Annotated in this window: 22 protein-coding genes and 1 tRNA gene; 14 read left to right on the top strand and 9 right to left on the bottom strand. The window is 46.7% G+C overall.

Annotation, left to right across the window (positions count from 1 at the left end; genetic code table 11):
• Positions 1–13 precede the first annotated feature (13 nt).
• The 9 genes from flgG (at position 14) to fliW (ending at position 8,227) form a co-directional block, all read left to right on the top strand.
• Positions 14–796 carry a flagellar basal-body rod protein FlgG gene (flgG, locus tag ACZ5V1_RS14195; RefSeq protein WP_464389401.1) on the top strand — a complete coding sequence of 261 codons (783 nt, stop codon included), beginning with the start codon at positions 14–16 and terminating at the stop codon, positions 794–796.
• Positions 797–819: 23 nt separating this feature from the next.
• Positions 820–1,818, top strand: a complete 999-nt coding sequence (flgA, locus tag ACZ5V1_RS14190) for a flagellar basal body P-ring formation chaperone FlgA (RefSeq protein ID WP_464389400.1) — start codon at positions 820–822, stop codon at positions 1,816–1,818.
• 50 nt (positions 1,819–1,868) lie between these two features.
• A complete protein-coding gene (locus ACZ5V1_RS14185; protein ID WP_464389399.1) occupies positions 1,869–2,558 on the top strand; it encodes a flagellar basal body L-ring protein FlgH in 690 nt (229 codons plus the stop codon).
• 17 nt (positions 2,559–2,575) lie between these two features.
• Positions 2,576–3,685, top strand: a complete 1,110-nt coding sequence (locus ACZ5V1_RS14180; RefSeq protein ID WP_160713835.1) for a flagellar basal body P-ring protein FlgI — start codon at positions 2,576–2,578, stop codon at positions 3,683–3,685.
• Between the two features lies 1 nt (position 3,686).
• Entirely contained in the window at positions 3,687–4,901 is a 1,215-nt protein-coding gene (locus ACZ5V1_RS14175) for a peptidoglycan DD-metalloendopeptidase family protein (protein WP_464389398.1), read from the top strand.
• 10 nt (positions 4,902–4,911) lie between these two features.
• On the top strand, positions 4,912–5,376 hold the full coding sequence (locus ACZ5V1_RS14170; RefSeq protein ID WP_464389397.1) for a flagellar protein FlgN: 465 nt from the start codon (positions 4,912–4,914) through the stop codon (positions 5,374–5,376).
• A complete protein-coding gene (locus tag ACZ5V1_RS14165; protein WP_464389396.1) occupies positions 5,377–7,467 on the top strand; it encodes a FlgK family flagellar hook-associated protein in 2,091 nt (696 codons plus the stop codon).
• Positions 7,468–7,562: 95 nt separating this feature from the next.
• Positions 7,563–7,799, top strand: a complete 237-nt coding sequence (gene csrA, locus ACZ5V1_RS14160) for a carbon storage regulator CsrA (RefSeq protein WP_066854570.1) — start codon at positions 7,563–7,565, stop codon at positions 7,797–7,799.
• Positions 7,778–8,227, top strand: a complete 450-nt coding sequence (fliW, locus tag ACZ5V1_RS14155) for a flagellar assembly protein FliW (protein WP_464389395.1) — start codon at positions 7,778–7,780, stop codon at positions 8,225–8,227. The genes csrA and fliW overlap by 22 nt, the downstream gene beginning before the upstream one ends.
• A gap of 214 nt (positions 8,228–8,441) precedes the next feature.
• Here fliW and hisG read toward each other — a convergent pair whose 3' ends face one another.
• The 6 genes from hisG to ACZ5V1_RS14125 form a co-directional block, all read right to left on the bottom strand.
• The gene (gene hisG / locus ACZ5V1_RS14150; protein WP_464389394.1) at positions 8,442–9,326 is read right to left on the bottom strand and encodes an ATP phosphoribosyltransferase; all 885 of its coding nucleotides are present in this window, start codon (positions 9,324–9,326) and stop codon (positions 8,442–8,444) included.
• Positions 9,326–9,709 (bottom strand): phosphoribosyl-AMP cyclohydrolase, encoded by a 384-nt coding sequence (gene hisI / locus ACZ5V1_RS14145; protein WP_464389393.1) that lies wholly within the window; start codon positions 9,707–9,709, stop codon positions 9,326–9,328. The genes hisG and hisI overlap by 1 nt, the downstream gene beginning before the upstream one ends.
• A 438-nt stretch (positions 9,710–10,147) precedes the next feature.
• Positions 10,148–11,131 carry a tRNA (N6-threonylcarbamoyladenosine(37)-N6)-methyltransferase TrmO gene (gene tsaA / locus ACZ5V1_RS14140; RefSeq protein ID WP_464389392.1) on the bottom strand — a complete coding sequence of 328 codons (984 nt, stop codon included), beginning with the start codon at positions 11,129–11,131 and terminating at the stop codon, positions 10,148–10,150.
• 222 nt (positions 11,132–11,353) lie between these two features.
• The gene (gene thiL, locus ACZ5V1_RS14135; protein WP_464389391.1) at positions 11,354–12,361 is read right to left on the bottom strand and encodes a thiamine-phosphate kinase; all 1,008 of its coding nucleotides are present in this window, start codon (positions 12,359–12,361) and stop codon (positions 11,354–11,356) included.
• Between the two features lie 86 nt (positions 12,362–12,447).
• Positions 12,448–14,598, bottom strand: a complete 2,151-nt coding sequence (locus tag ACZ5V1_RS14130) for an ATP-dependent helicase (protein ID WP_464389390.1) — start codon at positions 14,596–14,598, stop codon at positions 12,448–12,450.
• Positions 14,599–15,048: 450 nt separating this feature from the next.
• Positions 15,049–16,362, bottom strand: a complete 1,314-nt coding sequence (locus ACZ5V1_RS14125) for an alkaline phosphatase family protein (protein ID WP_464389389.1) — start codon at positions 16,360–16,362, stop codon at positions 15,049–15,051.
• A 301-nt stretch (positions 16,363–16,663) separates the two neighbouring features.
• Between ACZ5V1_RS14125 and ACZ5V1_RS14120 the strand changes: the two genes are divergently transcribed.
• The 3 genes from ACZ5V1_RS14120 (at position 16,664) to ACZ5V1_RS14110 (ending at position 20,644) form a co-directional block, all read left to right on the top strand.
• Complete coding sequence (locus ACZ5V1_RS14120; RefSeq protein ID WP_464389388.1) at positions 16,664–19,930, top strand: methyl-accepting chemotaxis protein; 3,267 nt, start codon at positions 16,664–16,666, stop codon at positions 19,928–19,930.
• Between the two features lie 180 nt (positions 19,931–20,110).
• Positions 20,111–20,476, top strand: coding sequence for a hypothetical protein (locus ACZ5V1_RS14115; RefSeq protein ID WP_464389387.1), 366 nt, complete (start codon positions 20,111–20,113; stop codon positions 20,474–20,476).
• An 81-nt stretch (positions 20,477–20,557) separates the two neighbouring features.
• Positions 20,558–20,644, top strand: a tRNA-Leu gene (locus tag ACZ5V1_RS14110).
• Positions 20,645–20,820: 176 nt separating this feature from the next.
• On the opposite strand, the gene ACZ5V1_RS14105 is transcribed toward ACZ5V1_RS14110, so the two are convergent.
• A complete protein-coding gene (locus ACZ5V1_RS14105; RefSeq protein WP_160713781.1) occupies positions 20,821–21,978 on the bottom strand; it encodes a benzoate/H(+) symporter BenE family transporter in 1,158 nt (385 codons plus the stop codon).
• Between the two features lie 107 nt (positions 21,979–22,085).
• On the opposite strand from ACZ5V1_RS14105, the gene ACZ5V1_RS14100 reads away from it, so the two are divergent.
• Together ACZ5V1_RS14100 and ACZ5V1_RS14095 are read left to right on the top strand one after the other, a co-directional pair.
• A complete protein-coding gene (locus tag ACZ5V1_RS14100; protein ID WP_464389386.1) occupies positions 22,086–22,646 on the top strand; it encodes a helix-turn-helix domain-containing protein in 561 nt (186 codons plus the stop codon).
• 232 nt (positions 22,647–22,878) lie between these two features.
• Positions 22,879–23,460, top strand: coding sequence for a dienelactone hydrolase family protein (locus ACZ5V1_RS14095; RefSeq protein ID WP_464389385.1), 582 nt, complete (start codon positions 22,879–22,881; stop codon positions 23,458–23,460).
• Positions 23,461–23,581: 121 nt separating this feature from the next.
• Here the strand turns inward: ACZ5V1_RS14095 and ACZ5V1_RS14090 are convergent, their stop codons facing one another.
• Positions 23,582–24,235, bottom strand: coding sequence for a cyclase family protein (locus tag ACZ5V1_RS14090; RefSeq protein WP_464389384.1), 654 nt, complete (start codon positions 24,233–24,235; stop codon positions 23,582–23,584).
• Positions 24,236–24,351: 116 nt separating this feature from the next.
• Entirely contained in the window at positions 24,352–24,504 is a 153-nt protein-coding gene (locus tag ACZ5V1_RS14085) for a hypothetical protein (RefSeq protein WP_464389383.1), read from the bottom strand.
• Between the last annotated feature and the right edge of the window lie 249 nt (positions 24,505–24,753).

Raw genomic sequence — 24,753 nt, 5'->3', positions numbered from 1 at the left:
GAGGATAGTAATTATGATGCGTTCCCTTTGGACTTCTGCATCCGGCATGTACGCCCAGCAGCTCAATATTGATACCATTTCCAACAACCTTGCAAACGTAAACACCATTGGCTTTAAGAAAAGCCGCGCAGAGTTTGAAGACCTTATGTACCAGTCCATGAAAATCGCTGGTTCTCCTACCTCTGATGGTGGACAGGTTCCGACCCCTGTTCAGGTTGGTATGGGTGTTCGCCCTGCCAGTGCACACAAGTTTTTCTCTCAGGGTGATTTTCAGAACACTACCAACCCGCTTGATTTCGCCATCGAAGGTGACGGTTTCTTTCAGGTAGAAGTGAACGGCGAGCTTCGCTACACCCGCGCAGGTGCTTTCAAGCTCGATAAAGACGGAACTGTTGTTACCTCAAACGGGTACAAGCTTCAGCCGGAGTTTGTTGTTCCGCAGAATACAAAAAGCATCACACTTTCCGCTAACGGTCGTCTTGCAGCAATAGATGCGCAGGGTAACGAATTAGCAGGTGCAGATGTTCCTTTGTACACATTCATCAACCCGGCGGGTCTCGATCCACTCGGTCGTAACATCTACTCCACAACAGAAGCTTCAGGCGAAGCAGTAGAAGGTGTTCCGGGCGAAGATGGTACCGGTACTCTTGCTCAGGGTTTCCTTGAGATGTCTAACGTTGAGATCGTAGACGAGATGGTAAACATGATTGTTGGCCAGCGTGCTTACGAAATGAACTCAAAAGCAATTCAGACTTCTGACTCTATGTTGCAACTCGCAGCACAGCTCAAAAGCTAACGTATAACCTTCGGAATATGCGTATGCGTAATTTATTCGTTATCTCCATGCAGCGGGCAGCAATATGCTGCGTGACAGTGTTTCTGCTCGCAGTAGCAAGCAATGCTGTTGCCGCAGAAGCAGAGTGGCATTTTACGGTTCTTCCTGCCGCTGTAGTGACAGGCGATATAGTTTTGCTGGGCGAGATTGCAACGCCTGCAGGAGATATCCCGTCACAGTCGTGGGACAAGTTTGCCAAAGTTAAACTGTGGCCTTCCCCTCGTAAATACGGGCGTCCGATGGCTATCACCCGAGCTAAGCTTCGCAATGCGTTGCAGCGGTATTTGGGAAGCATGGCAAGCAAGGCAATTCTTCCAGGCTCTATCGCGATTCAGCGCGGCGGCAAGGTTGTGCAGAAAAATACGCTCTCGCAAATGGTAACGCGCACTATCAGTAACGCAACGCAGCAACTGGATGGTGAAGCCATTCTGCGCGATACAACAATTCCGAATTTTATCTTTCTTCGTGATGCAAAAAACAGAATTGATATTGAACCGCTAACGACTGTGCAGGCAGGACGTATCGGGATTCGTTTCAGAGAACTTGATCCTAACGGGCAAGTTGTTCGCCGTGTGACCGGCGGTGCGTTTCTGGATTTATGGGTAACAGTGCCGTGCGCTGCCACCCCTGTGAACAGAAACGAGCTTTTGACACCGGATAAGATTACCTACGAACGCAAAAATTTGGCGTATCTGCGCGGCGAAGCGTGGGACGGCAGAGGCGGTCCATACCGTGCAATGCGAACCCTTGGCGCCGGAACACCAATTTTTGAAGGCGACATTGAAGCCGTTCCTGTGGTGGCAAAAGGCTCCCGTATTGATCTTATATACAGGGGAACCGCGATTCGTTTGTCCGTAGTTGCTAAGGCAATGGAGGATGGACGCATCGGAGAAGTGATTCCGGTTCGCAATTTGCAAAGTAAAAGACAAGTTTACGCAACTGTGCTGGATGACAGCACGGTGATTATAGAAAGAAATCGCTAAGACCCTTGATGTTAGCCGATATAACAAAGTTTTTGAGTACGAGGTATTCCATGAATGTTCGTTTTTACACTGTCATCATTCTGGCAGCACTTATGCTGACAGGGTGTCAGGCTGCACACGAAAAGCCGGTTCCATCTATGCCGGTTGCGATACCGCCGGAAATGCTTACGCCTGAAATGGCTCGGGCTAACCCCGGTTCACTCTTTCAGCCTACCAATGCAGACTTTTTGTTTGCAGACAACCGCGCCCGTCGTGTTGGTGACATCGTTATGGTGAACATTGTGGAAAATGCCAGTGCTAAAAACAAGGCAGACACCACAAGCGACAAGGATTCTTCAATCAACCTTGGTGTAGATGCCTTCTTTGGCCAGTCATCAATTCCTTTGTTGGGCTCAGTAGCCAACCCTATGTTGAAGGCAAGCGGGACGACTAAGTTTTCGGGTGAAGGCGAAACAACGCGTGAGAACAAGTTTACCGCAACTGTTGCTTGCCGTGTGTTGAAAGTGAGCCACGGCGGTCTGCTTCAGATCGAAGGTGTACGCGAAACACAGGTAAACGACGAAACGCAGTACTTGATGATCACCGGTCTTATCCGTGCCCGTGACATTGCAGATAACAACAGCATTATCTCAAGTCAGGTTGCGAATGCCCGTATTAAATATTTCGGCGAAGGCGTTATTGCTGACAAGCAGAAGCCAGGCTGGGTTACACGCCTTATGGATACCGTGTGGCCGTTCTAGGATAGGAAGAAAATAGTATGAAACGTATTCAACACATCACAGCATTTTTGATCTTCGCATTCGTAGTGGCTGTTGCTCTTCCGCAGTCTGCCAGTGCAGCGCGTATCAAAGACATAGCTGACTTTGGCGGCGTTCGGGATAACCAACTTGTAGGCTATGGCCTTATTTCCGGTTTGGGCGGTACTGGTGACAGCACCTCCTCAACATTCACGGTACGTGCAGTTGTGAACATGTTGGAAAAAATGGGCGTAAGCGTTAGCCCGCGCGACATTAAATCCAAGAACGTTGCAGCGGTAATGGTAACAGCAAAACTTCCTGTTTCCTCAAAGCCGGGTTCAAGAATCGACGTAACTGTTTCCAGTCTCGGCGATGCAAAAAGCCTGCTTGGCGGCGTGCTCCTTATGACACCTCTTAAAGGTATCGACGGGCAGGTATACGGCCTTGCACAGGGTGCAGTTGCCATCGGCGGTTATTCCGCAGAGGGCAAAGCAGCCAAGGTACAGAAAAACATTACCACCGTCGGACGTATTCCAAACGGTATGAACGTGGAACGTGCAGTACCGTTTGAGTTCAATAGTCAGGATACTTTGACGCTGAACATGCACAATGGTGATTTTTCCACAACAAATGAAGTTGTACAAAGTTTGAATAGAGCAATTGGCGGAAACTTCGCCTTTGCCAGAGATATTTCCACTATCTCTCTGGATGTCCCTCCACAGTACAGAAATAACATCGTACCGTTGATGGCAGCTATTGAGAACATTGAAGTGACACCTGATCAGAAAGCACGCGTTGTTGTTGATGAGAATACAGGTACCGTTGTTGTCGGTAGTAATGTTCGTCTCTCACCAGTGGCGATTGCGCACGGTTCTTTGCAGATTGTTATTAAAGAAGACGAAAAGGTTTCACAGCCTAATCCGTTCTCTGAAGGTGAAACTGTAACAACACCGCAGACCGATGTGAAAGTGAAAGAAGAAAACAAACGTCTGGTACTGATTGAAGGCGCGACCTTGCAGGAACTGACTGAAGGTCTGAACGCCATAGGCGCAACACCGCGTGACCTCATCTCTATCCTCAATGCTCTGAAAGCAGCCGGTGCGCTGCATGCGGAACTGGAGGTAATCTAAGATGGTAGCTCCTGTAGATTCTGAATTGCTGAATGCCTCACTTGGGGCGCAAAAGCTTAAAGCAAAAACTAACCAGCTTACCGCCCTGCAAAAGGGCGGCGAAGCTGGTGATGCAAAGCTGCGTGAAGCTGTGGAAGGATTTGAAGCCATTTTTATTCAAAAAATGTGGCAGCAGATGCGAAACACGATTCCGAAAAGCGGTATGTTCAAGAGTCGTGAGGAGAAGGTGTGGCAGGGGATGTTTGATCAGGAATTATCTGTGAAGATGTCCAAATCCGGCGGCATTGGGTTGTCTGACATGCTCTATAAGCAGCTTTCAGACAAGCTTGGCGACGCCAGCCGCGACACCAACAGCAAGGGCGGCAGTGTTGCTGCGGTCCGTGATCTATCTTCAACAGATGTGTTCACTAAAGTAAAAGACCTTTCTTCCACCGCTAAACTGGCAGCCGTTCAAACTCCAGAAGATCTGTATTCCCCGATGGAAGAACAGGACATGGAAACGGACACCACGGTTACCCGCGTAATCAACACGAATTTGCAGGCTATGACTGACAAGGATGTTGTGGAGAACGTGGATGAGCTGGAACGTCAGCTTGTGATGGATTACATCGCTGATCCGGATCGGATTCTGGCAGATCCTCCGGAAACTGACCCTGTAAATCAGGCAATGGCAGCGCCAGCGGCACAACAGCTTGCCGTTGAAGAAGAATTAACAAACCCGACGACTCTTGATGCTTCAAACGCAGTATCACAAGTTATGGGAATGGGTGGGCCGCTTGAGCCTTCCCCGGATATGGCGACAATTAATTGGCCGCTTCCCGGACCTATTTCTTCCAACTTTGGATGGAGAAAAGATCCGTTTACCGGAAAAAAAGCATGGCACAGCGGCGTTGATATTGCCGGTAAAACTGGTGATTCCGTTGCCGCAGCATGGGATGGCAAAGTTATCTATTCCGGTGAAAAGAAAGGATACGGCAAATTGGTAGTTCTGGAACACCCTAACGGATGGCGAAGCTACTACGGTCACAACAGTAATTTGAACGTTGAAGTTGGCGAAAATATCGCGGCTGGCAGGAAAATTGCTGAAGTAGGTAGTACAGGGCGCTCCACAGGGCCGCATTTGCACTTTGAAGTGCGACAAGGCGAACTTGCATGGAACCCTCAACAGATCAGATCTCGCCTAATGGCGGGGCTTCCCATCGGTCGGGTAACGTAAAGGACATACCATGTATACAGAAACTTACCAGAATTTACATCGTCAGGAAAAAGCACTTGAGGTGCTTGAGACATTACTTGCGGAAGAGTTTGCCGAGTTACGCGAGCGCAAACCGGAATCAATTACCGGAATAGAGTTCTCAATTCACGAACTCATGCGCCAAATTGCAAATGAACGGACAGAGTTGAAAGCTTCTCTGGGCGGACAACGTCTTGCAGACGTTCTCCAGATGCTCGCAGAAGAAGAACAGGCAGAACTCACTGGCTTGCTTGAACGCATAGATGTTTTAGAAAAACGTTGTTCCCGTCAGGCTTCTATGAACGCAGAACTGGCACTTGCGCTGCATGATCAGAGTCAGGCTCTGCTCAATCATTTGCAAAGTCAAATTCAACCTCGCAACAACGCTACCTACGGAAGAACCGGTGCATACACGCAAAGTCGTCCGGAGGCCGTACTGATACACGGGAGACTGTAAATGGCTATAACCTCGTTACTCAATTTAGGCGGTAATTCCGTCTATACTCCTCCTAAGGAACTTAACACTACTGATAGCAACATTCCTGTACGCAATACGGGAACAGTTGTGCCTCCAGAACAGTCTGGTCAGACTTCCGGTATTTATTACTTACCGGGTCTTATGAATATCAGTACGACTGGTAACGAGGTAGTATCCCGGTTTGTGGAACAGGTAGAGCAGCAAACCGTTGCCCGTACCTCAGATTTTGCACGCTGGGACAGTCAGCGGGATATGTTGCTTACTATTGATTCTATGTTTGCCACAGAAGATGCGCTTGGGTCTCAGGACAATATCAGCCGCTTCTTTGATAACTGGAAAACATTAAGCCAGAACCCGCAGGACGAAGCAGCCAGACAGGAAGTTCTCGCCAGTGCAGACTCTATGTCTCAGATGCTTCGTGAACAGCGCAATATGCTTGATTCTACATCAAAAGCGCTTTCAGAAGCTGTTCATGAGTCTTTGGTTGAACTGAACGATAAATTACAAGCGTTAGTGGATGTGAATGCACGCCTCGCCGCACCGGAAGGTGTTGGTGCCCGTAGTGATTTGATTCATGAACGCAATGCAATTGTACATGCCATTTCTGAAAAACTGGATATTGAAACCAGCGTAAACACCCGTGAGCAGATGCAGGTTTCTACCCGCTCCGGCTTCACATTGGTGGACTCTACTTCAGCATATACATTGCAGCTGAGCGAACCTTCTTTGACGCCGCGTCTTACTCCGGCTTCCACCTTTGACGGTACCGTTAGTTTTTCCGGAAATTCCTCACGCGAGGTTATTCTGGAAGTAACTCAAGGCGGCGCTGTAGGGACAGGCGAAGTGCGCTTCAGAGCCTCTCTAGACGGCAAACGCTCATGGCTTTCCGATGCGGAAGGAAACGATATTCAATTCGCGGTAGCGTCCAATGGAACAGCGCCTTCCGTACAGAATCTGGATGTTAGTTTTAACTCTAATTCAGGGATGCTTGCATCAGGAGACACTTTCTCCATTATTCCTAAGCAGCATGTCACAGGTTTCACACCGCAGGGTCGTGTAAACCTTACACCGCAGAGCTTCTTTGACGGTAGTGACAACGAATTACGCATTACCGGCGGTCAGATTGCCGGTCTCATGCAGCTGCGTGACAATAAATTAGGAAATTACACAGAGAAGCTTGATGGTCTTGCCTCTACCATCATTACTGAAGTGAACAAATTGCACGCGCAGGGCGCGTCTGTTGTTCCTCAGACAGAAATTTCTGCCACAAACACAGTGGTAAATCCGGATGCTCCGCTCTCAAGCAATGGCTCCGGTCTCGCTACAGGCGACACAATATCTACCGGTAAAATGACGCTGTTTGCTTCTAATGCAGAGACAGGCAAGCCTGCGCCTACTACAGCCTACGGTATTGTCGATTTTTCCGGCGTTGCGCCGTACGTTCGTGATTTTAATCCGGCAGTTCATTCTTTGAACAACGTGCGTGATGCGATCAATAGTTCCCTTGGACAGTTTGGTACTGCAAGCATTGAAAACAATGCACTGCAAATAACAGCTGCCGAGGACCATACACTTTCTTTTGGTGAAGATAGTTCCGGTTTGTTTTCTGCGTTAGGTATGAACACATTTTTTGCTGGAACCTCAGCAAACGATATGAACGTGCACGAACGCGTCAGTGAAAACGCCGCCGCTATTAACGCAGGGGTAGTAAACAATGCTGGCTCTGTTGCAACTGAAAGTAGCGATACTGCAAAATCTATTGCTGCATTGAAAGACACATCGTTTTCTTTCAATACTCCGGGTGAAGCAACTAAAACCGTGAGCGTACGGGATTATTACTCCACTTTGAGTGCACAGGCAAAAGATGATGCAACGAAAGCATTATACAAAACGCAATTTAATGAAGCACTGCTACTTGACCTTTCTCGTCAGAATGCCACAATACATGGCAACAACTTGGATGCTGATATTTCCGAAATGACGAAATTCCAGCATTCATACAAGGCGGCAGCGAAGCTTATTACATCTGCGGAAGATATGATGCAGGTTATCGCGGGTATGCCGAATTAACAGAAAAACACTGTGAAATGGCGGATGCCGCTTGTCGCAGTTGTTCCTGCGACAGCAGGTTTTTGTCATAAACCTCAGCAAGAGTAGTGACGCCTATGCTTATCCTGACCCGACGCGCGGGGGAGAGCTTGTGCATAGGGGACAACATAAAGGTCACAGTCCTCAGTGTACAAGGAAAGCAGGTAAAAATTGGGTTGGATATACCGGATGGGATGCCAGTATACCGCGAAGAAGTTTACCTGCGAATTAAAGAACAGAACCGTCAGGCAAGTGAAACGCTCGACACAGACTTTTTAATGGCTACAGAATTATGGAAAAGCAAAAAGAAATAGTAATCGAAACCCGAATAGGTACACAGAGTGTCTCAATAGATAAAGTCATTGAGTTCCCGCGTGGACTTTTGGGTTTCGAGGATCAACACAACTTTACGTTGCTTCAGCTTCGCGATGCCTCTCCATTTCTTGTTCTGCAAAGTATGGATGCTCCGAGTCTGGGTTTTCTTGTGGCGGACCCATACAGCTTTATTGATGACTACCCTGTCATCATTAACTCGGTGGATGAAGAAACCTTACAGGTTGAAGATCCCTCCGATGTCGCCGTGTTGGTAACAGTGACCATTCCGCATGGAAGACCAGAAAATACAGCTTTAAACCTTACAGGCCCGATTCTGGTAAACAGAAAAAGTCGTCGTGGTGTGCAGACGCCGTTGACTGATAAAAACGTGCCTACCCAGCTCTATTTGAATATAGAGAGCAAATAATTTTCGCTGTTGCGAAAGTAGGATGCAAATAAAAAAGGGTGAGTTGATTGTAATCAACTCACCCTTTTTGCGTGCTCTTCTAATTCTTCAGGTTGAGACAGCGCCAGTCAGGATTCAAAGAAAGTCGTTCGTAGTACCAGACTATCTGATCGGAAACCAAATTGCCTGCCATAGACGAAATACTTCAGCCTGAGGCCAGTCAGCTCAACAAAAATTAGATAACTTTGTTCAGTGCGTATTCGATGATACCTTCTGCGCCTTCTGCTTTCAGACGCGGAATAAGGTCACGAACAATGCTCTGGTCTACTATGATTTCCACTGCATGCCATGTCGAGTCTGTAAGTGGTGCAATGGTTGGAGAGTTCAACGATGGAATTTCGTTGAGAATCTCAGGAAGATTATCGCTCGGCACGTTCATTTTGAGACCAACGAGGGACTCTGCACGAAGTGCACCCTGAAGCAACAGATCAATCTGTTCGATTTTACGACGTTTTTCAGGATCAGCCCATGCAGCTTCACTTGTAACAAGCTGAGTGTTGGTTACGAGAACTTCTGCGATAATACGCAGGCCGTGAGCGCGAATAGTAGTACCTGTTTCGGTTACTTCTACAATCGCATCAGCAAGTCCTTCAACAACTTTAGCTTCTGTTGCACCCCATGAGTACTGAACATCAACGTCGATGTTAGCATCTTCAAAATATTTCTTAGTCACGCCAAGCAGTTCGGTTGCAATGCGTTTGCCAGCAAGGTCTTCCGGACGTTTGTACGGAGAGTCGCCAGCAACAGCCAGAACCCAACGGGCAGGACGGTTGGAAACTTTGGAATAGATAAGGTCTGATACAACTTTTACTTCAGCACCAGTTTCCAGCAGCCAATCTTTACCTGTAAGGCCGACATCAAGGATGCCGTCTTCAATGTATGAAGGGATTTCCTGTACACGGCAAAGGCGCGCGGTGATTTCCGGATCATTGATCTCTGGAAAGTAGTTTCTGTGGTGCTGGTGAATTTTCCAACCGGAACGCTCGAAGAGGCTGAGGGTTGGTTTTTCAAGAGAGCCTTTAGGCAGACCAAGTTTGATAATCGGATTGGTAGAAGACATTATGAGTAGACCTCCTTAGGGTCGAAAACTAACGGCGAGCAGATTGTAATGTCGCCTTCTTTGTTACGTTCACGATAAAAACAGCTTTTATACCCTTTATGGCAGGCCGCGCCGCCTTTTTGCTCTACGATCAGCAGAATTGTGTCGCTGTCGCAGTCAAGGCGCACGGCCTTGATATGCTGGGTATGTCCTGACGTTTTGCCTTTATGCCAAAGCGCACTGCGGCTTCGGCTAAAGTAATGGGCTTCGCCCGTCTCAAGAGTCTTGTTCCAAGCTTCTTCATTCATATAGGCCATCATGAGCACTTCGCCAGTCGCTGAGTCTTGAGCGATAGCGGGAACAAGACCACCTGTTTTCGCAAAGTCAGGGGTAAAGTCTGTCATTTAAATCCCTTTGGTAGTCTTAGTTATAATGTTTCGGGAAAGATTTCCAAATTTGTAAATTGTATGCCTAACTAATAATTTAACGGGTGGCAACACCCAGAGGGTACAAAACATGCGGGCTGCACCGCTTTTTTTATGTTTTGAACCAGCGTTACGCTTGGATGAGCCTCCGGCGGCACTTATCAGTGGGATGCCGTTGGCGAGTCTGCGACGCTTTTCTAAATTTTTGCCTCCGGCGGGTCTCCGACGGGCAAGGGCTCTGCCCTGCACCCGCAAGGGGGTCGCCCCCTTGACCCTTTTAATAGGGTGTTTTTTGGGCGGTTAAATATAATTTTTAGGCGTTATGTTTATTTAGGGTGATAACTAAGCTTTTTTGAAACATTCAGTGTGTGAATGTCTCTGCAAACGGGCTAGTTAATCAAGAAAATTTATATGTAGTTAGCGGACTACGTCTACGTGGATAGAGGCAAGGTGTTCCAGCTCTTCACTGAGGGAAAGAGCATGGCTCAGTGTGTCTGCCCAGCAAACAAGTCCGTGTTTTTCCATGTACACAGCATCGTGTGTCATGGCGGCTTTTCCGGTTGCTTTTGCAAGCTCTACGGTACCTGGTTCAAAAGCAGGTGCCGTTGTCATACGGGAGCCGATTAAGTCTGTTTCAAAAATCGGAAGCTTCAGCATTTTAGCGGGTTCAACAAGCACACCCAGTCCAAGTATTTTGGGAGGATGCGTATGAAGAATTGCGCGCGCCTTAGGCTGATTGCGATAAATCTCAAGATGCATTTCGCCTTCGGATGAAGGTTTGCTGCCCGCCAGAATGTTGCCGCTGGAAATTTCTACAAGAACAAAATCTTTTGGTTCAAGGCATCCTTTGGCGGAGCCTGTTGCTGTCATTAGACAAGCATCACCAAGGCGGATTGACGCATTACCGTTGAATCCTGAAAAAAGCCGACGAGTCCATGCACTGTGGCAAACTTTTGTGATTTCGGTGATGTCTGCGTATCGAATGCCTACAGGTGTAATTAAATTATCGGGCGTAGGTGTCTTTTTGATGTCGATAAGCGGAGTTTTGTCCAACGCTTCAAGCGGCTCAACCCGTAATTTATTCTCTGCAATTTCAAGAATTGTTACGGTATGAACGCCGATAGGATTCGGGCGGGAAGGTGAGCGCGTTGCAAAGACACCATTTTTTGGACGAGACCTATCCCCACGCGGATGAACCGCCATGGTATCTCTTTTCGCCTTATGAAACCATGTGAGCAGATCAATGCTTTGCCCGACATAGAGATTGGCTAAGCCTTCGGTAAATTCCGGCGATACTTCAACCCACGCCTCTTTACCGCCTTCATTGCCCTGCTTCGGACATTCTTTCAGATCATCAAATTGAGTACGAACTCTACCGATAAATTGAATTTCAGCTGTCATGGTAATTTCCTATCAAACGAACAATTAGGCATTCAGTCACAGATTTCGCGCTACCTTAAATGGTAATCGTTTACGGACAACACCTCTTCTGCACACAAACGCAGTCAAGAGGTCGTACCTCTTGTGGGGTGGAGGGGCAAAGCCCTCCCCGCCGGAGGCATAAACACTCAATAAAAAAGCGTCGCAGACCTGCCGGAGGCACAAAACGTCAAAATAAAATCGCTACGCGAAATGGTCAAACCCGTGCTCAGTAACGGTTTGTCCATTCAGAACAATCTTTCCATTGCTGGTTACGGCACCGAGTTTTTGTATTTGAGGAAGTTTTACACCTAGTTCCGCAAATATGGAAGCGGGGCATGTTCCAAGCAGTGCATAATCTTCGCCACCTTTAAATGCTTCGAAGATTGGATTGATATCTTTTTCCAGCGCGTAGGATATTTGTTCTGCGTGCAGCATGTCGGTTGTAATGTTGATGCTGGCACCTTTCGCAGACGGCTTATCTGCTGATGCTTTAGTTTTTTCACCAAGCAGCCGCGGAATATCGCGCGCAAGCCCGTCGGATAAATCCATGAGCGTCACGCCGCTGTAGGCAGACAAAATTTGTCCGGCTTCAATTTGGGGTATTGGTCGCAGATGTGCGTTGGTAGCTGCGGGGTATTCATCCACGGCATTACGGCCGATGGCTTCGAGCGCGGATAGCCCTGTTCGAGCAAGCCCGAGTGGCCCGATGAGAAAAATGATGTCCCCTTCGGAGCAGCCTGTGCGGTTGAGGAATACCGGAGTTCCACCTGCGGTGCGGGTTGGCGCGCCCCAGATGGTTACGGATGTTCCTAAAATAGGCGATTTTGAAAGATCGCCACCCGCGAGGGGCACATTGTGCTGTTTTGCAAGGCTTGCCATACCGCCGAAAAATTCATCCCAGTAAATCTGATTCCGGCCTTCGGGAATCATAAGATCGAGAGAGAACCCAAGCGGTGTTGCGCCGGATGCTGCGATATCACTAAGGCTGACCGCGAGCGCTTTGTAGCCGATGTCGGCGGGGGAAAAATATTGCTCACGGAAATGAATATCTTCAAGAAACAGGTCTGAAGATAAACAAATGCGTTCAGGGCATGAAAGAACAGCGCAGTCGTCACCGCGTCCTATGATGAGGTGCGCATGGCTGTTCGGAAAATGTCGATCAATGCAATCTAAAAAAGCAACTTCGGAAGATAGTTTTTTATGCGTCATGGGAAAGCTCCTGAGTGTTGGCGCCTGACAAAGTTTCGCAGACCGTAAAGATAGCGTGTTTGTCAGATTTCGTCATGGATATTGGATTAGTCTTCCATAACTAAATAAGCTTCCATAATGACTTTAAGTCCAAAGCCGGGGAAGTTTACACGGAACTTGTCCGGTGGCACATGCTGAATAATTTTTCCACGACCGAAGATTTTGTGTGCGCAGTACCCTAATTTAACGCCGCCGAGTCCGCTGCTTGATGCGGTGCTAGCCGATGGCTTTGGTGCATTGGAGCCGCTTTTTTGTGGAGAACGGTGAGGCGCAGCACTTGTTGGGCGTGCTGTTTGCGTTACGGTACCTGCATAGTTTTCGCGCCATTCTTCGTAGAGGGAAGCCGGGATGTCACGTACAAACGGGCTTGGGATTGCTGGCTCGTTACCACCTGTTCCGCGTGCGTAGAGTGAAGAAGGAACAAACAGCCCGAGGTATTTACGTGCACGGGTACATGCAACGTACATGAGGCGGCGTTCTTCTTCGAATTCGTCGGCTTTTTGTACCGCATGACGAGATGGGAAGCGATCTTCTACCAAATCGATAATAAGTACTGCGTCCCATTCCAAACCTTTTGCTGAATGGATTGTGGACAGGGTGATGATATCTTGATCCTCGTCTTCTTTCTTCTGTGTCGGATCTTCCAGAGACATATCAGATAAGAAGAGGTCGATGTCTGAATAGCCGGACGCAATCTGCACAAGCTGTTCAAGACCATGTTCACGACGTGGATAGTCATCCGGATAGATAAGCTTGAGCTTCGGCTTGTAATGTTCAAGGACTTCTTCAAGCAGCTCAACAGGTTCAAGGCGCTGACGGCGTAAGGAATCGATCAGGTCGAGGTCTTCGCGCAGATCAGGGTAGCGTACGAGCGCTTTTTTCAGCTTGCTCGGGTCTTCAGCCTGTGTAGCTTCATAAATTCGAATAGAAGTCTTTGGGCCTACACCTTTGATGTTGGCAGTAAGACGCTGGAATGCTGGTAAGTCGAGGGGGTTCAGGAGCAGGCGTACGTAGCTCATGACATCCTTAACGTGTGCGGCATCTGAGTATTTTAATCCACCGAATTTACGGAATTTCAAGCCAAGTTTATTGAGCTGAACTTCAACATGGTAGGATTGGTAGCCAGCGCGGAACAAGACTGCAATTTCTTTGTTCTGGTACTTCTTGCGAAGTTTGCCGATTTTATCCACAACCATTTTAGCCTGTGTCAGGTCAGAAAGGGGAATAAGCACTTCCGGCTTTCTTCCATCCTTCTTGTTTGAGAACAGATTTTTTTGGAATGCCTGCGGCGCATCTGCAAGAATGGCGTTGGTTAAATCGAGAATAGGCTGGATGGAACGGTAGTTTTCTTCCAGCTTAACCATGTTGCAGCCTTTGAACAGCTTTGGAAAATCAAGGATGTTCTGAACGTTTGCACCACGGAATGCATAAATAGACTGCGCATCATCGCCAACAGCCATAATGTTACCGTGACCGCCTGCGAGGAGGCGAACAATGCGTGCCTGAACGAGGTTGGTATCCTGATATTCGTCTACCATGACGTACTTGAATCGCTTCTGGTAGTATTCGCGAACATCTTTGTTCACGGTAAGAAGCTGCTCAAGTTTGAAAAGCAGGTCATCATAATCGAGTAAACCATGCTGTGACTTGTACTGTTCGTACTCTGAGCCAATGTTGGCAATGTCGTCACGGTATGCAGCAAGGTGGAACGCTTCACGGCGCAGGATGTCGTGTAGTTCAATTTCCTTGTTACGGCTCTTGGAGAGCATTCCCATAACAGTCTTGATCTTAGGGAATGATTTGTCACCTTTGCCTACTGCGAGCATATCTTTGCAGTATTTGAGTGCACCACTAGCGTCCGCAGAATCCATAATGGAAAGCGAACCCTGATATTCTGCCGGAGGATTCTGACGCAGAACAGAGTACGCGAAAGCATGGAAGGTGCCGCCGGTAATGTTGCCGACAGAGTGTCCAAGCAATTCTGTGGCGCGATGCAGCATCTCTTGCGAGGCTTTGCGGGTAAAGGTGAGTAGCAAGATCTCGTGAGGCGATACGCCTTGTTCGATCATATTTGCAAGACGGTACACAAGCGTACGGGTTTTGCCGGAACCGGCGCCCGCAATAACAAGCATAGGGCCTTCAAGTGTGGTTGCCGCATCGTACTGGGCAGGGTTCAATTCATTTTTGTAATCGATCATGATGGTGTTTTTTTTATGCCTCCGGCGGGCAGAGGGGGAACCCCGTTTTTTTCAAAAAAACGAGGTTCCCCCTCTGCACTCCCCCTCCTGAAAAAAGGTAAGGGCACCGAGAGCGTATGAAAGTTTTTTCGGCTTTGCCGATTAGGATACTTCGTTGTTCAATCGCCTTTGCACGCTACTTGTATTGTTCAAGAACGGCAGAAGTGTTGTAACGGGAAGCTCCCCCAGACCCCTTTCCTAAAAATCTTATTAGTAGGCTAAAGGACTGACGGTTTGGTAACAATATATTTTGGTTAACTAAAAGGTAGTGGTGCAAAAGCCGCGCGGCTGCATAAAAAACGGGCGAGCCTCGCAGTTAAAAGTCTTTGGAGATTCCTAAGAACCTTTCTACAGAAAGGTTCTTAGGCCGCCGGAGGCAAAATAAAATTAAGCGCCGCCGGAGGCTCTGCACTACCTTTCAGTAAGTTGAAAATGTCGTAAAATTTCAGTGCCAACATCTCGCACACGTTGAGGCTGTGCGTTTTGGCTATCATAAAAGAATGTGTCTTGCACTGTGTGCGTTCCGGTACGTCCAAAAAATCCAAATGGTTCGCGTCGGTTGAATTTGGCTTTGAGATCAAACCCAGCGACGGACTCGCAGACGAGGTTGGGCGCAAACTGTGCCATTTTACCGGTATAGAGCTCTCGCCCTTTGTGGATTTTTTTGAACACGGGTTGACCGTTGTAGGTCACGGACATGAGACGTTCTATGATGTGTTGTTCTAGCGCAAAAACGTCTGAATCCGCAACACTGCCGTTCGCAAATCGACTGGCAGCGTGGATGTAAATACGCCCCGGGTCAAGCGCAAAAGCTTTGCAGTGCGCAGATATCTGTTGAGGATCAAGCTCGCTACATGCCTCTGGTGGCAAATGCGTTTTGAACAGCTCCATTTGGCGCAGTAAGGCGTTTACGTCAACTTCTGTAATGAGTCGCGTAAATCCGTGGTCTGCTAAGGACATAAGTCGCTTTGGCTCTGGCAGTGTGTCGTAGGCATCGAGAAATTCACCAATCAGAGCATCCCATTCTTCCAGCAAGCTGAGGCACTCTTTGTGCCATGGGTGATCTGTTTCTTCCACTGCATCGTAAAGAAAATGGAAGAGGCGGTCTGTTTCTGTGAGCACAAAGATGAAAAGATCCCATGCGCCGTCTTTCCATAATAGAGAGAAGGCGCGTTTTCTTGCTGCGAGCGTTTTGCGTAGTTGTTCAAGCAGGAACGCTGGGTCTGTAGCGCCTGTTGTTGTGTCTGCTTCGAGCAAAAAATCTGAGCCGAGCAGGTTAATCAAGAATTTTGGGTAGACCGCCTGTGACAATTCATCTGCCACAAAACCGGAAATAAGCATCCCTTTGATTGGGCGCGCCGGATATGTGTTCGGTAGGTTAATACTACGCGTGCGGAGTCCTTTTTCAGCAAGCCTATCAAAGATAGTCGGATGCTGTGGTTGCTCAAAGTTGCAGAGCCCCATGGAGTAGTCTCGGCTGTGGATTCTGGTAAACCCATAGACTCCGTGTTCTCCGGGGTCTGCTGCTGTGTAGAAACTTGTCCAGTTTACGGGTGAGAGTTCCGGTAGTTCGGCTTGCATTTCTGTTGCGCTTGCGGTGATTCGTGCAAGGGCAGGGAATCGACCTGAAGCAGCAAGGCGTTTAGCTAGAGACAGTGGAAGACCGTCTAACCCGAGAACAACGAGCTTTCCGTTGGCGTTGGTATTTTTTTCTATCGATGACATGTGCAGGTGTTTACCAGATGGCTATGCACAGGGCTAGAAGATAAAGATTGCAGAGCAGCATTTGTAGAAGCTGTTTGTGAGAAGAGGGTGTTGGGAGGTTTTGCTCATAGTCGAGGAGAAATATCGAAAAATAAATATAGATTCAGTATCGGCTGTGCAGAATCGCACGTTGCTTTTAAATTAAAAAGTAATGTATTCGTGTATTTCTGTATCAATAAGTAAAAGGTTAATTTTACAATTATTACGCCGATACAACTATTACGCTTTTTGACACATTTTTTTACAGAACCTCGGGGGTGACATGAAACTATTGTCTAATATTTCAATGAAACCAAAATTAATTGGTTATTTCCTTGCAGTGGGTCTTCTTCCACTCGTTGTTATAGGGTGGATATCTAGTAACAGTGCGTCTGATGCATTAATGCAACAGGCGTATGCACAGCTTGAAACGGTTAAAGAATCAAAAAAGCTAGACGTTCTCGAAATTCAAGAAGATTGGAAAAGTGCATTACGCGGTCTTGTAGGCACTGTTGGCCATTTAGAAGATTCTGCATCTGATAAGATGCATATTATTGAAAGCCAGAGAGCCAAAGAAATAGAAAGATACTTTATAGAACAGTTCTCTAAGATTACAATGCTTGGTCGTGATTCTGATTTGAACAGACTTGCATACTCGTTTACTCAGCTTTCTAATACTGGTTCCAGAGATTCTCAGGACTGGAGCAAGCTGGACATGTCATCAGGTTGGCGGATGCGCAACTTGTGTAGAAAGAATGGCTGGGAAGATGTTCTGTTGATCAGTGAAACTGGAGAGATTGTTTATTCTTCTAAGAAGAGGAGTGATCTCGGTGAAAGTCTTGCTACAGGTAAGCTGAAAAGCACAGCACTTGGCAAGGCGTTTCAGGATATCAGCACACAGTCTCATCGTAGTAAGCTGGCAGATTTTGAAGCATATGCTCCTGCCGATGGCGCACCGATGGCGTTCGTTATTACTCGTCTTATTGATGCCCGAAGTAACCTGAGTGGTTATATTGCGGCAGCTATCCCCGATTCTGCAATGAACCATATCGCACAGGACAGAACAGGTCTTGGTGAGACTGGTGAAGCGTACTTTATTTCCCTTGAAGGTGAGACTCCTACCTTACGTAGCACTCTTTTTACTATCGGCGATGGCAAGTTTGGTATTGGAAAGGAGGTTTCTACAGATTATCTCAACACGGTAAAAAGAACAGGCGAGCCCCTAGAAGGCTTGTATGTGGATAGTGTTGGCACTCTTTGCATGGTGCTTGTAAAGCCGCTGCTGATAACCGGTGTGAAGTGGGCGCTTGTTATCAAAACGAGTCTTGAAGAAGTGTTGGCAAACGAAGGGGCTGATGGCTCCAGTTTGTTAAAAGATTTTGCAGCTGAAAGTGGCTTTGCAGATTTGTTTCTTGTTCAGAAAGACGGATATATTTTCTATAGCGTCTTACGCGAAGCAGATTACCACACCAATATTAAAACCGGTGAATTCTCCAACAGTAAGTTTGGTGAAGTGTTCAGGAAAGTGCTGGAAACCGGTAAAACAGCCATCAGTGACTTTGCCCCGTATGGACCGAGTAATGGATTACCGTATGCGTTCCTTGCGCAGCCTGTCGTGAAAGACGGTGAAGTACAGTTCATTGTCGGACTTCAGATGTCTCTTGATTCCATCAATAAAATTATGAAGCAACGCGCTGGCATGGGGAAAACCGGCCAGTGTTATATTGTGGGTAGCGATAACAAAATGCGCTCCCGGACTTTCCTTGATCCTGATACGCGAAACGTAGCGGCTTCTTTTGCTGGATCTGTAAAAAACAACGGCGTGGATACTGAAGCGACTAAGCTCGCTTTGTCCGGTAAGAGTGGTACGAAAGAGATTGTTGGCTACAAAGGGTCAACAGTGCTTTCTGCGTTTACTCCTGTTGAGTTCGGTTCTTCTACATGGGCACTTGTTGCTGAGATTGATCAAGCGGAAGTCACCACGCCTGTTGCACTACTGAAGAAAAATGTTTGGATTGTTTCGTTAGTAATCGGTTTGATTGTTGCTGTGTTTGCATATTTGATTGCGATCAGCATTACTCGACCGTTAGGACGTGTTGTTGAATTTTCAAAACAGATTGCCCGTGGCAACTTTGATGCATCATTGAGTATTAATCAAAATGATGAACTCGGGCAGCTTGCTGCGGCAGCACAGGCAATTCCTCATACGTTACGTGAAGTAACCGGAACAGTGGAAGCTGTGAGTGCGGCAATCAGTCATGGTAATCTACGGGAACGTGGAGACGCCACACAGTTTAAAGGCGGGTATGAAGAGCTTATTCATAACACCAACGCCTTGTGTGATGTATTTGTAGAATTCCTTGATGTTATGCCGATGGTATTGATGTCCGTTGATACAAACTCGAATATATTGTTCATGAACAAGTTTGGTACGCATGTAGGGGCAGGAGTTGTCCCAGAACGTGTTGCAGGGAACAAGTGTTTCGATACGCTTAATTCCACTGATTGTCGTACAGATCGCTGTGTTTGTGACCGAACCATTGAGAGTGGGGTTGAAGAAGCATCTGAAGCGGATCTTTTGATCAACGGTGAAGGTTCTCACGCAAGTTTCTCTGCTATTCCTATCCGTGTTGAAAGCGAAGTCGTCGGTGCACTCAAGATTATTGTGGATCAGACTGATATTACAAAAGCGCAGCGCAAAATGCGTGATCTCGCAGAGAACGCAGTAGATATCAGCAGCCAGCTTTCTTCCGCGGCGGAGGAGCTGTCTGCACAGATTGAACAGTCCAGCAAAGGGGCGGACATCCAGCGCGAACGCGCATCTGAAACCGCCACTTCTATGGAAGAAATGAATGCAACAGTGCTTGAAGTAGCTCAAAATGCATCTCATGCTGCGGAAAACTCTGAGCAGACCCGTGCGACAGCGCAGGATGGTGCAGAAGCAGTGCAGGAAGTTCTTGAGACTATCGGTGCTGTGGATGCAATCTCTCATCAATTAACTGTAAGTATGGAAGAACTGACAGGGCAGGTTGCTTCTATTGGTGAAGTAATGAATGTCATTAATGACATTGCGGATCAGACCAACCTGCTTGCACTCAACGCAGCAATTGAAGCTGCCCGTGCAGGTGATGCAGGACGTGGTTTTGCCGTGGTTGCGGATGAAGTGAGAAAGCTTGCTGAAAACACCATGAATGCGACGGATCAGGTTGGCGCGGCGATTACGTCGATCCAGCAGGTTACACAGCAGAATATGGAAGAGGCACAGCGTACGGTAGAAGCTGTTGAAAGAAGTACCGCGCAGGCTCATCGTTCAGGCGAGTTGCTTGGCAGTATTCTTTCCTACGCGAACGACTCTGCTGATCAGGTTCGCGTTATTGCAACAGCTGCAGAAGAACAGTCTGCAGCGGCTGAAGAGGTTTCTCGTGCAACTGAAGAGATAAATAAAATCTCATTTGAAACATCTCAGGCAATGGTGCAGTCAACAAGTGCAGTCACAGAGCTTGCCAGCCTTGCAGAACGGTTGAATAGTTTGATTAGTGAAATGCGTTAATTAGTATATGAATAAAAACGCCCTGTTCTTATTGAGAGAGCAGGGCGTTTTTATGTGCAACCAGCAATGTTTAGTATTCAAAAAAGTGTACGTTGTTGTGTAAACGTTATATATGCTGTTGACATAACGTTCATGTGATGGCTTGTATGGTCTTGATATTTCATAAAGCAGGAGTCATTGATGGCAACATTTGATTGCGAAGTTTTAGGCTATGTTCAATACAATCCAGATCTGAGTTATGCTGAACTTATAAAGTGTGAGGATGAGCTTAAAGAAAAGCTCTCGGACACTCTGCACGTATGCGGAGCAGATCATATAGACTTTTTTGGTCTTGATGATGGGTTGCGGATTCAATTTGTTCTAACTGACTATGATGAAGGCGTGTTGCATACTATCTGCGATGCTGTTGTTCCATTTTTCCCTGTTCAGACATTAGCTCGTTTGTTTGCCATCCAGAAGAATCTTGAAATATCCCATCTCTACCAGTTTGAAAAAGGGACATGGAAAGAGTCCGGAATTGATATTTCATCTGGAACATGCGCATAGCTTACGAAAAAAAATAAAAAAGTGCAGAAATGAGGTTGACGATATCGCCTTTAGCGGTATAGAAGTGCTCACCTTTTCTGTGCCCGGGTGGTGGAATAGGTAGACACAAGAGACTTAAAATCTCTCGGCCTCACGGCCGTGCCGGTTCAATTCCGGCCCCGGGTACCATGAAATAAAAAAAGCCGTTATCATACGATAACGGCTTTTTTTATAGCCAATTTTTATCTCTATCGTCATTTTTTGAACACAGAAAAAAGCCCCTGTACGCAGGATGGGACTATCGTTGTGTCGTACAGAGGCATTATGAGGCTACGTAGCAAGTCGTAGCTGATGAAATTTAGTTCTTATGTGGTTGGATTAAAGAAACGGTTAGTGATGTATCCTGCGAGCAGCCCCCATACTGGTGCGTTGATGCCGATGAATGTGATTCCTGAGGCAGTGATTAACAACGTAATGAGCGCTCCTTCCCGTGTTTTCTCGTCATCCATGGCAAGGTAAAGACTTCTCTGGATAATTCCCAGCAGGGCGAAACCTGCCAGCATTTGTGTAAGCTCTTTAGGCATAGCAACAAAGAGTGCGACAAGGCTGGTACTGAAGAGACCCGCAAGAATATAGAAAACCCCCGCACTTGTTGATGCCAGATATCTTTTCTTTGGATCGGGATCAGCTTCCTCACCCATGCAAATCCCAGCAGAAATAGCCGCAAGGTTACAAGTAAATCCACCAAACGGCGCTGTCAGCAGGTTCATAAATCCTGTGCCCAGCAAAATTTTTGGGAACGGAACGGAATAGTTATGACTTTGGATCATGACGATCCCTGGAATATTCTGGGATACCATGGTTACGAGAAAAAGTGGAAGACTTAAACTTACAACAGAAGCAACGCTCCATGTCGGACTCATGAATACAGGGCCGGTGATGGAAAGTGGACTGTCTCCTAATGGAAGAGAGCCTTGGACGTACGCAACAAAGCCGCCTACGAGAATGAGAAGCAGCATGGTGTATCGAGGATAGAATCGTTTGCCTATAAGGTATGCCGCAAGCATGCAGCCAAAGAGAACAGGTGTGCTCTGCCAAGGGGTGAACGTTTTGATGCCGAACGGGATAAGAATTCCTGCAAGCATGGCAGTCGTAAGCGATGTAGGAATTTTTTGAATAAATGTGGAGATGGACTTTGTGGCACCTGTAAGAATGATGAGCAGGGCCGTGACGATACATGCGCCAATGGTTTCAGATAATGAGAATCCGGCAACACTACTTGCAAGCAATGCCGCGCCGGGGGTAGACCACGCCGTGAGCACAGGTACTTTGTAGCGGAGTGAAAATATGATGGTGGTAAGTCCAGAGGCAATACCTATTGCAAAAAGCCAGCTACCAACCTGAACAGGGGTTGCTCCTGCTCCCATGGCCGCCTCAATTACAAGTACAACTGAACAGGTATATCCTACAAGGATAGCCGCTAATCCTGATGATACGTGGCTAATTGACAATTTATTTAGCATGCGTTTTCCTTTCGTTTGATGTACATGTTTTGTGCGTTATAACGTACTTGATTGGCTTGATGTATCATTGTGCGTTATAACGCACAATATTTTTCTGGGAGAAAGGAATGAATTCCAAGGCGTTTGTTGCACAAATTTCTCAACGATTAAGAGAATTACGAATAGCGCGTGGCTGGAGTCTTGATGCGGCAGCAAAAAAGACAGGCGTTTCCAAGGCAATGCTTGGCCAGATAGAGCGTGGAGAATCCAGCCCTACGATTGGAACCTTGTGGAAAATAGCCAGCGGGTTTGAAAGTTCGTTTTCTTCTTTTTTTTCAGAGCAATCAGAAAAAAAAGAACCGTCAGTGATGTTCCCCAATGATCCGGCAATGCAAATTCATACAATTTTTCCTTATTCGTCAGAAACGAGAATGGAAGTTTTTGAAATAACGTTATGCGACAACCATGAGCAACAATCTTCTCCACATCAATTGGGAGTTATTGAACATGCAATTGTGGTAGAGGGGACGTTGGAACTTTATTTTGATGGAACATGGCATACGTTAGTGGTTGGTGAAAAAACACGTTTCTATGCAGATCAACCTCACGCATATCGAGTTGTAGGCGAGAGAGCTGTTTTCCATAATATTATTAATTATCCGCATACTGACAGCAGCATCCAGCTATAGGCTACTACTGTACGAAGTGCAGATTTTTGTCGTCATGCTTGCTAGATGCTGACGGATTTTTAACTCCAACTATGCACTTCAGCACCTCTGAAGTGTTGGTACGATTGGAAATGTGCCGTGTGCTGTAATAATCAAAACAATATTCGTATAATACAGGAACTAACTGCGTAGTATTTGCAACATATTAGTCATGTGATATTCGCATTGGTTTTATTATAAGGGGTCTATAATAATGCATATTATTTTCGCAACAGAAATATGGGGAAAAACACCCCATGTGGATTTGATGACGTCAAAGTTTGAAGATATTGCGAGCAATATTACAATCGTTGATCCGTACGACGGGACTGATCCTGATTTTGGCAGTGAAGAAGACGCGTATGCTCGATATACTGCGGATTGTGGGCATAGTCTGTATGGACAACGTGTTTTGGATGCATTGCAGTTGGCGACTGAGCCGACATGTCTTGTGGGTTTTAGTGCTGGTGCCGGTGCTGTATGGTCTGCTGTTTGTGCAGAAAATGTAGGTGCGGCTAAGGGCGCGGTTTGTTTCTACGGATCGCCTATCCGCAATATGATGGATTACTCTCCTAAGGTTCCTGTGGATCTGGTTTTTTCAGAGAATGAACCTCATTTTGATGTAGAATCAGTTGCCCGCACTCTTCAGGATATTCCGTTAGCCCAGAGTTACATAACGCCTTTTGAGCATGGCTTCATGAATCCGCTATCGAAGAATTACCATGAAGAAGCTTACCATTTTTGGTTGCAATGGATTAAAGATCAGGTTGTATCTCATTGTGCTACTCAAAAATAGAATGGAATTCCTACCATGTTAGGAATGAAAATATATAGTTGAAAAAAAAGATGCCCAGCAAGTTTTCTTGCTGGGCATCTTTTTATAGCGATATCTGTTGGTACTTTTGCTGAGCGATGACCTAAGGCACCATAGCAATTGCGCGAATAGGAGAGCCGTCACTTTCTAGAATTTTGAGTGGTAATGCAATAAATGTGAATATTGGATCAGTAATTGTGTCCAAATTTTTTAGATTTTCGATAAGCACAAGTCCACTTCCTAGAAGGATTTCGTGGATGAAAAGTCTCGTTACGTCCATGGTGTCGAAAGAGATGGCATCAATTCCCAGACCTTTAAGGTGCTGAGTTGTAAGCCATGTGGCGGCTTCTTCATTCAATGTCGGAAATGGAGAGAAGTAGGCGTCGGTTCCCCAGAGTTTTTCGTGGCCTGAGGAGAAGATAACAAAATCACATTGCGCAATTCGATCTTCGTACTGCTTGAGTACATCTAGCGTGATGAGCGTAAGGCCTGAGACATCTACAATACAAGCGGGGCCGGTGAATGTAGATGCAGGCAGGGCATCCAATGTCTTTTTGCCTTCAAAAATATGTGCAGGGGCATCCATGTGTGTCCCCACATGGGAGAAGAAGGTCAGTTTTTTTTCAGCAAATCCTTCTTTTGCGACGGTGGTGCCCTGTTCAATTATCGGAGCATCTGTGCCGGGGTATACTGGCATGTCTTCGGTAATTGTGTGTGTAAGATCAACTACGTTGGCATGAGAGTGCAGGGTGCTCATGTGTGCTCCAATATATATAGGTTAAGTATACGTCTGAAGCGTTTTGTAGCGTTACGTACAGCTGAAGGAAAGATAAAAAAAGAGGCAGAAGATACAAATATCCTCTGCCTCAACCATTAGGAAGATTTATCCTGTCGCTGTTTGGCGTAGCAGTCAGGACAGAAGTCACCACTAAAGGTAACTACAATATCCTGCGCCACAACGTCTCTTCCGCATTTGTCGCACTGGTAAATCGGCTTACCATCAGGTGCTTGAGTTGTTGTCAGCATAAGACTCCTCAATTTTCAAACAGCGCTTCCGTTGTACTCATTAGAAGCCTGCACAAGAGTGCACCACCATAGCTTCACGAAATGGAGCAACTGTTTGAGCATACAATTAAATCAAAACGGGCTACTGTACTGCCAAAATATATTTTTTGGCAACCGAATGATAACGCACTAAAAAATAAAGGTAACACCATCTTTGAGCGCTTACTCACAGTGAAAATCGTGTTGTCGAAGAGCAATTCTGCCTGTTGA

Source organism: Halodesulfovibrio oceani subsp. galateae, from assembly GCF_055397225.1.
This window is presented reverse-complemented; position numbering and strand designations above follow the sequence as displayed.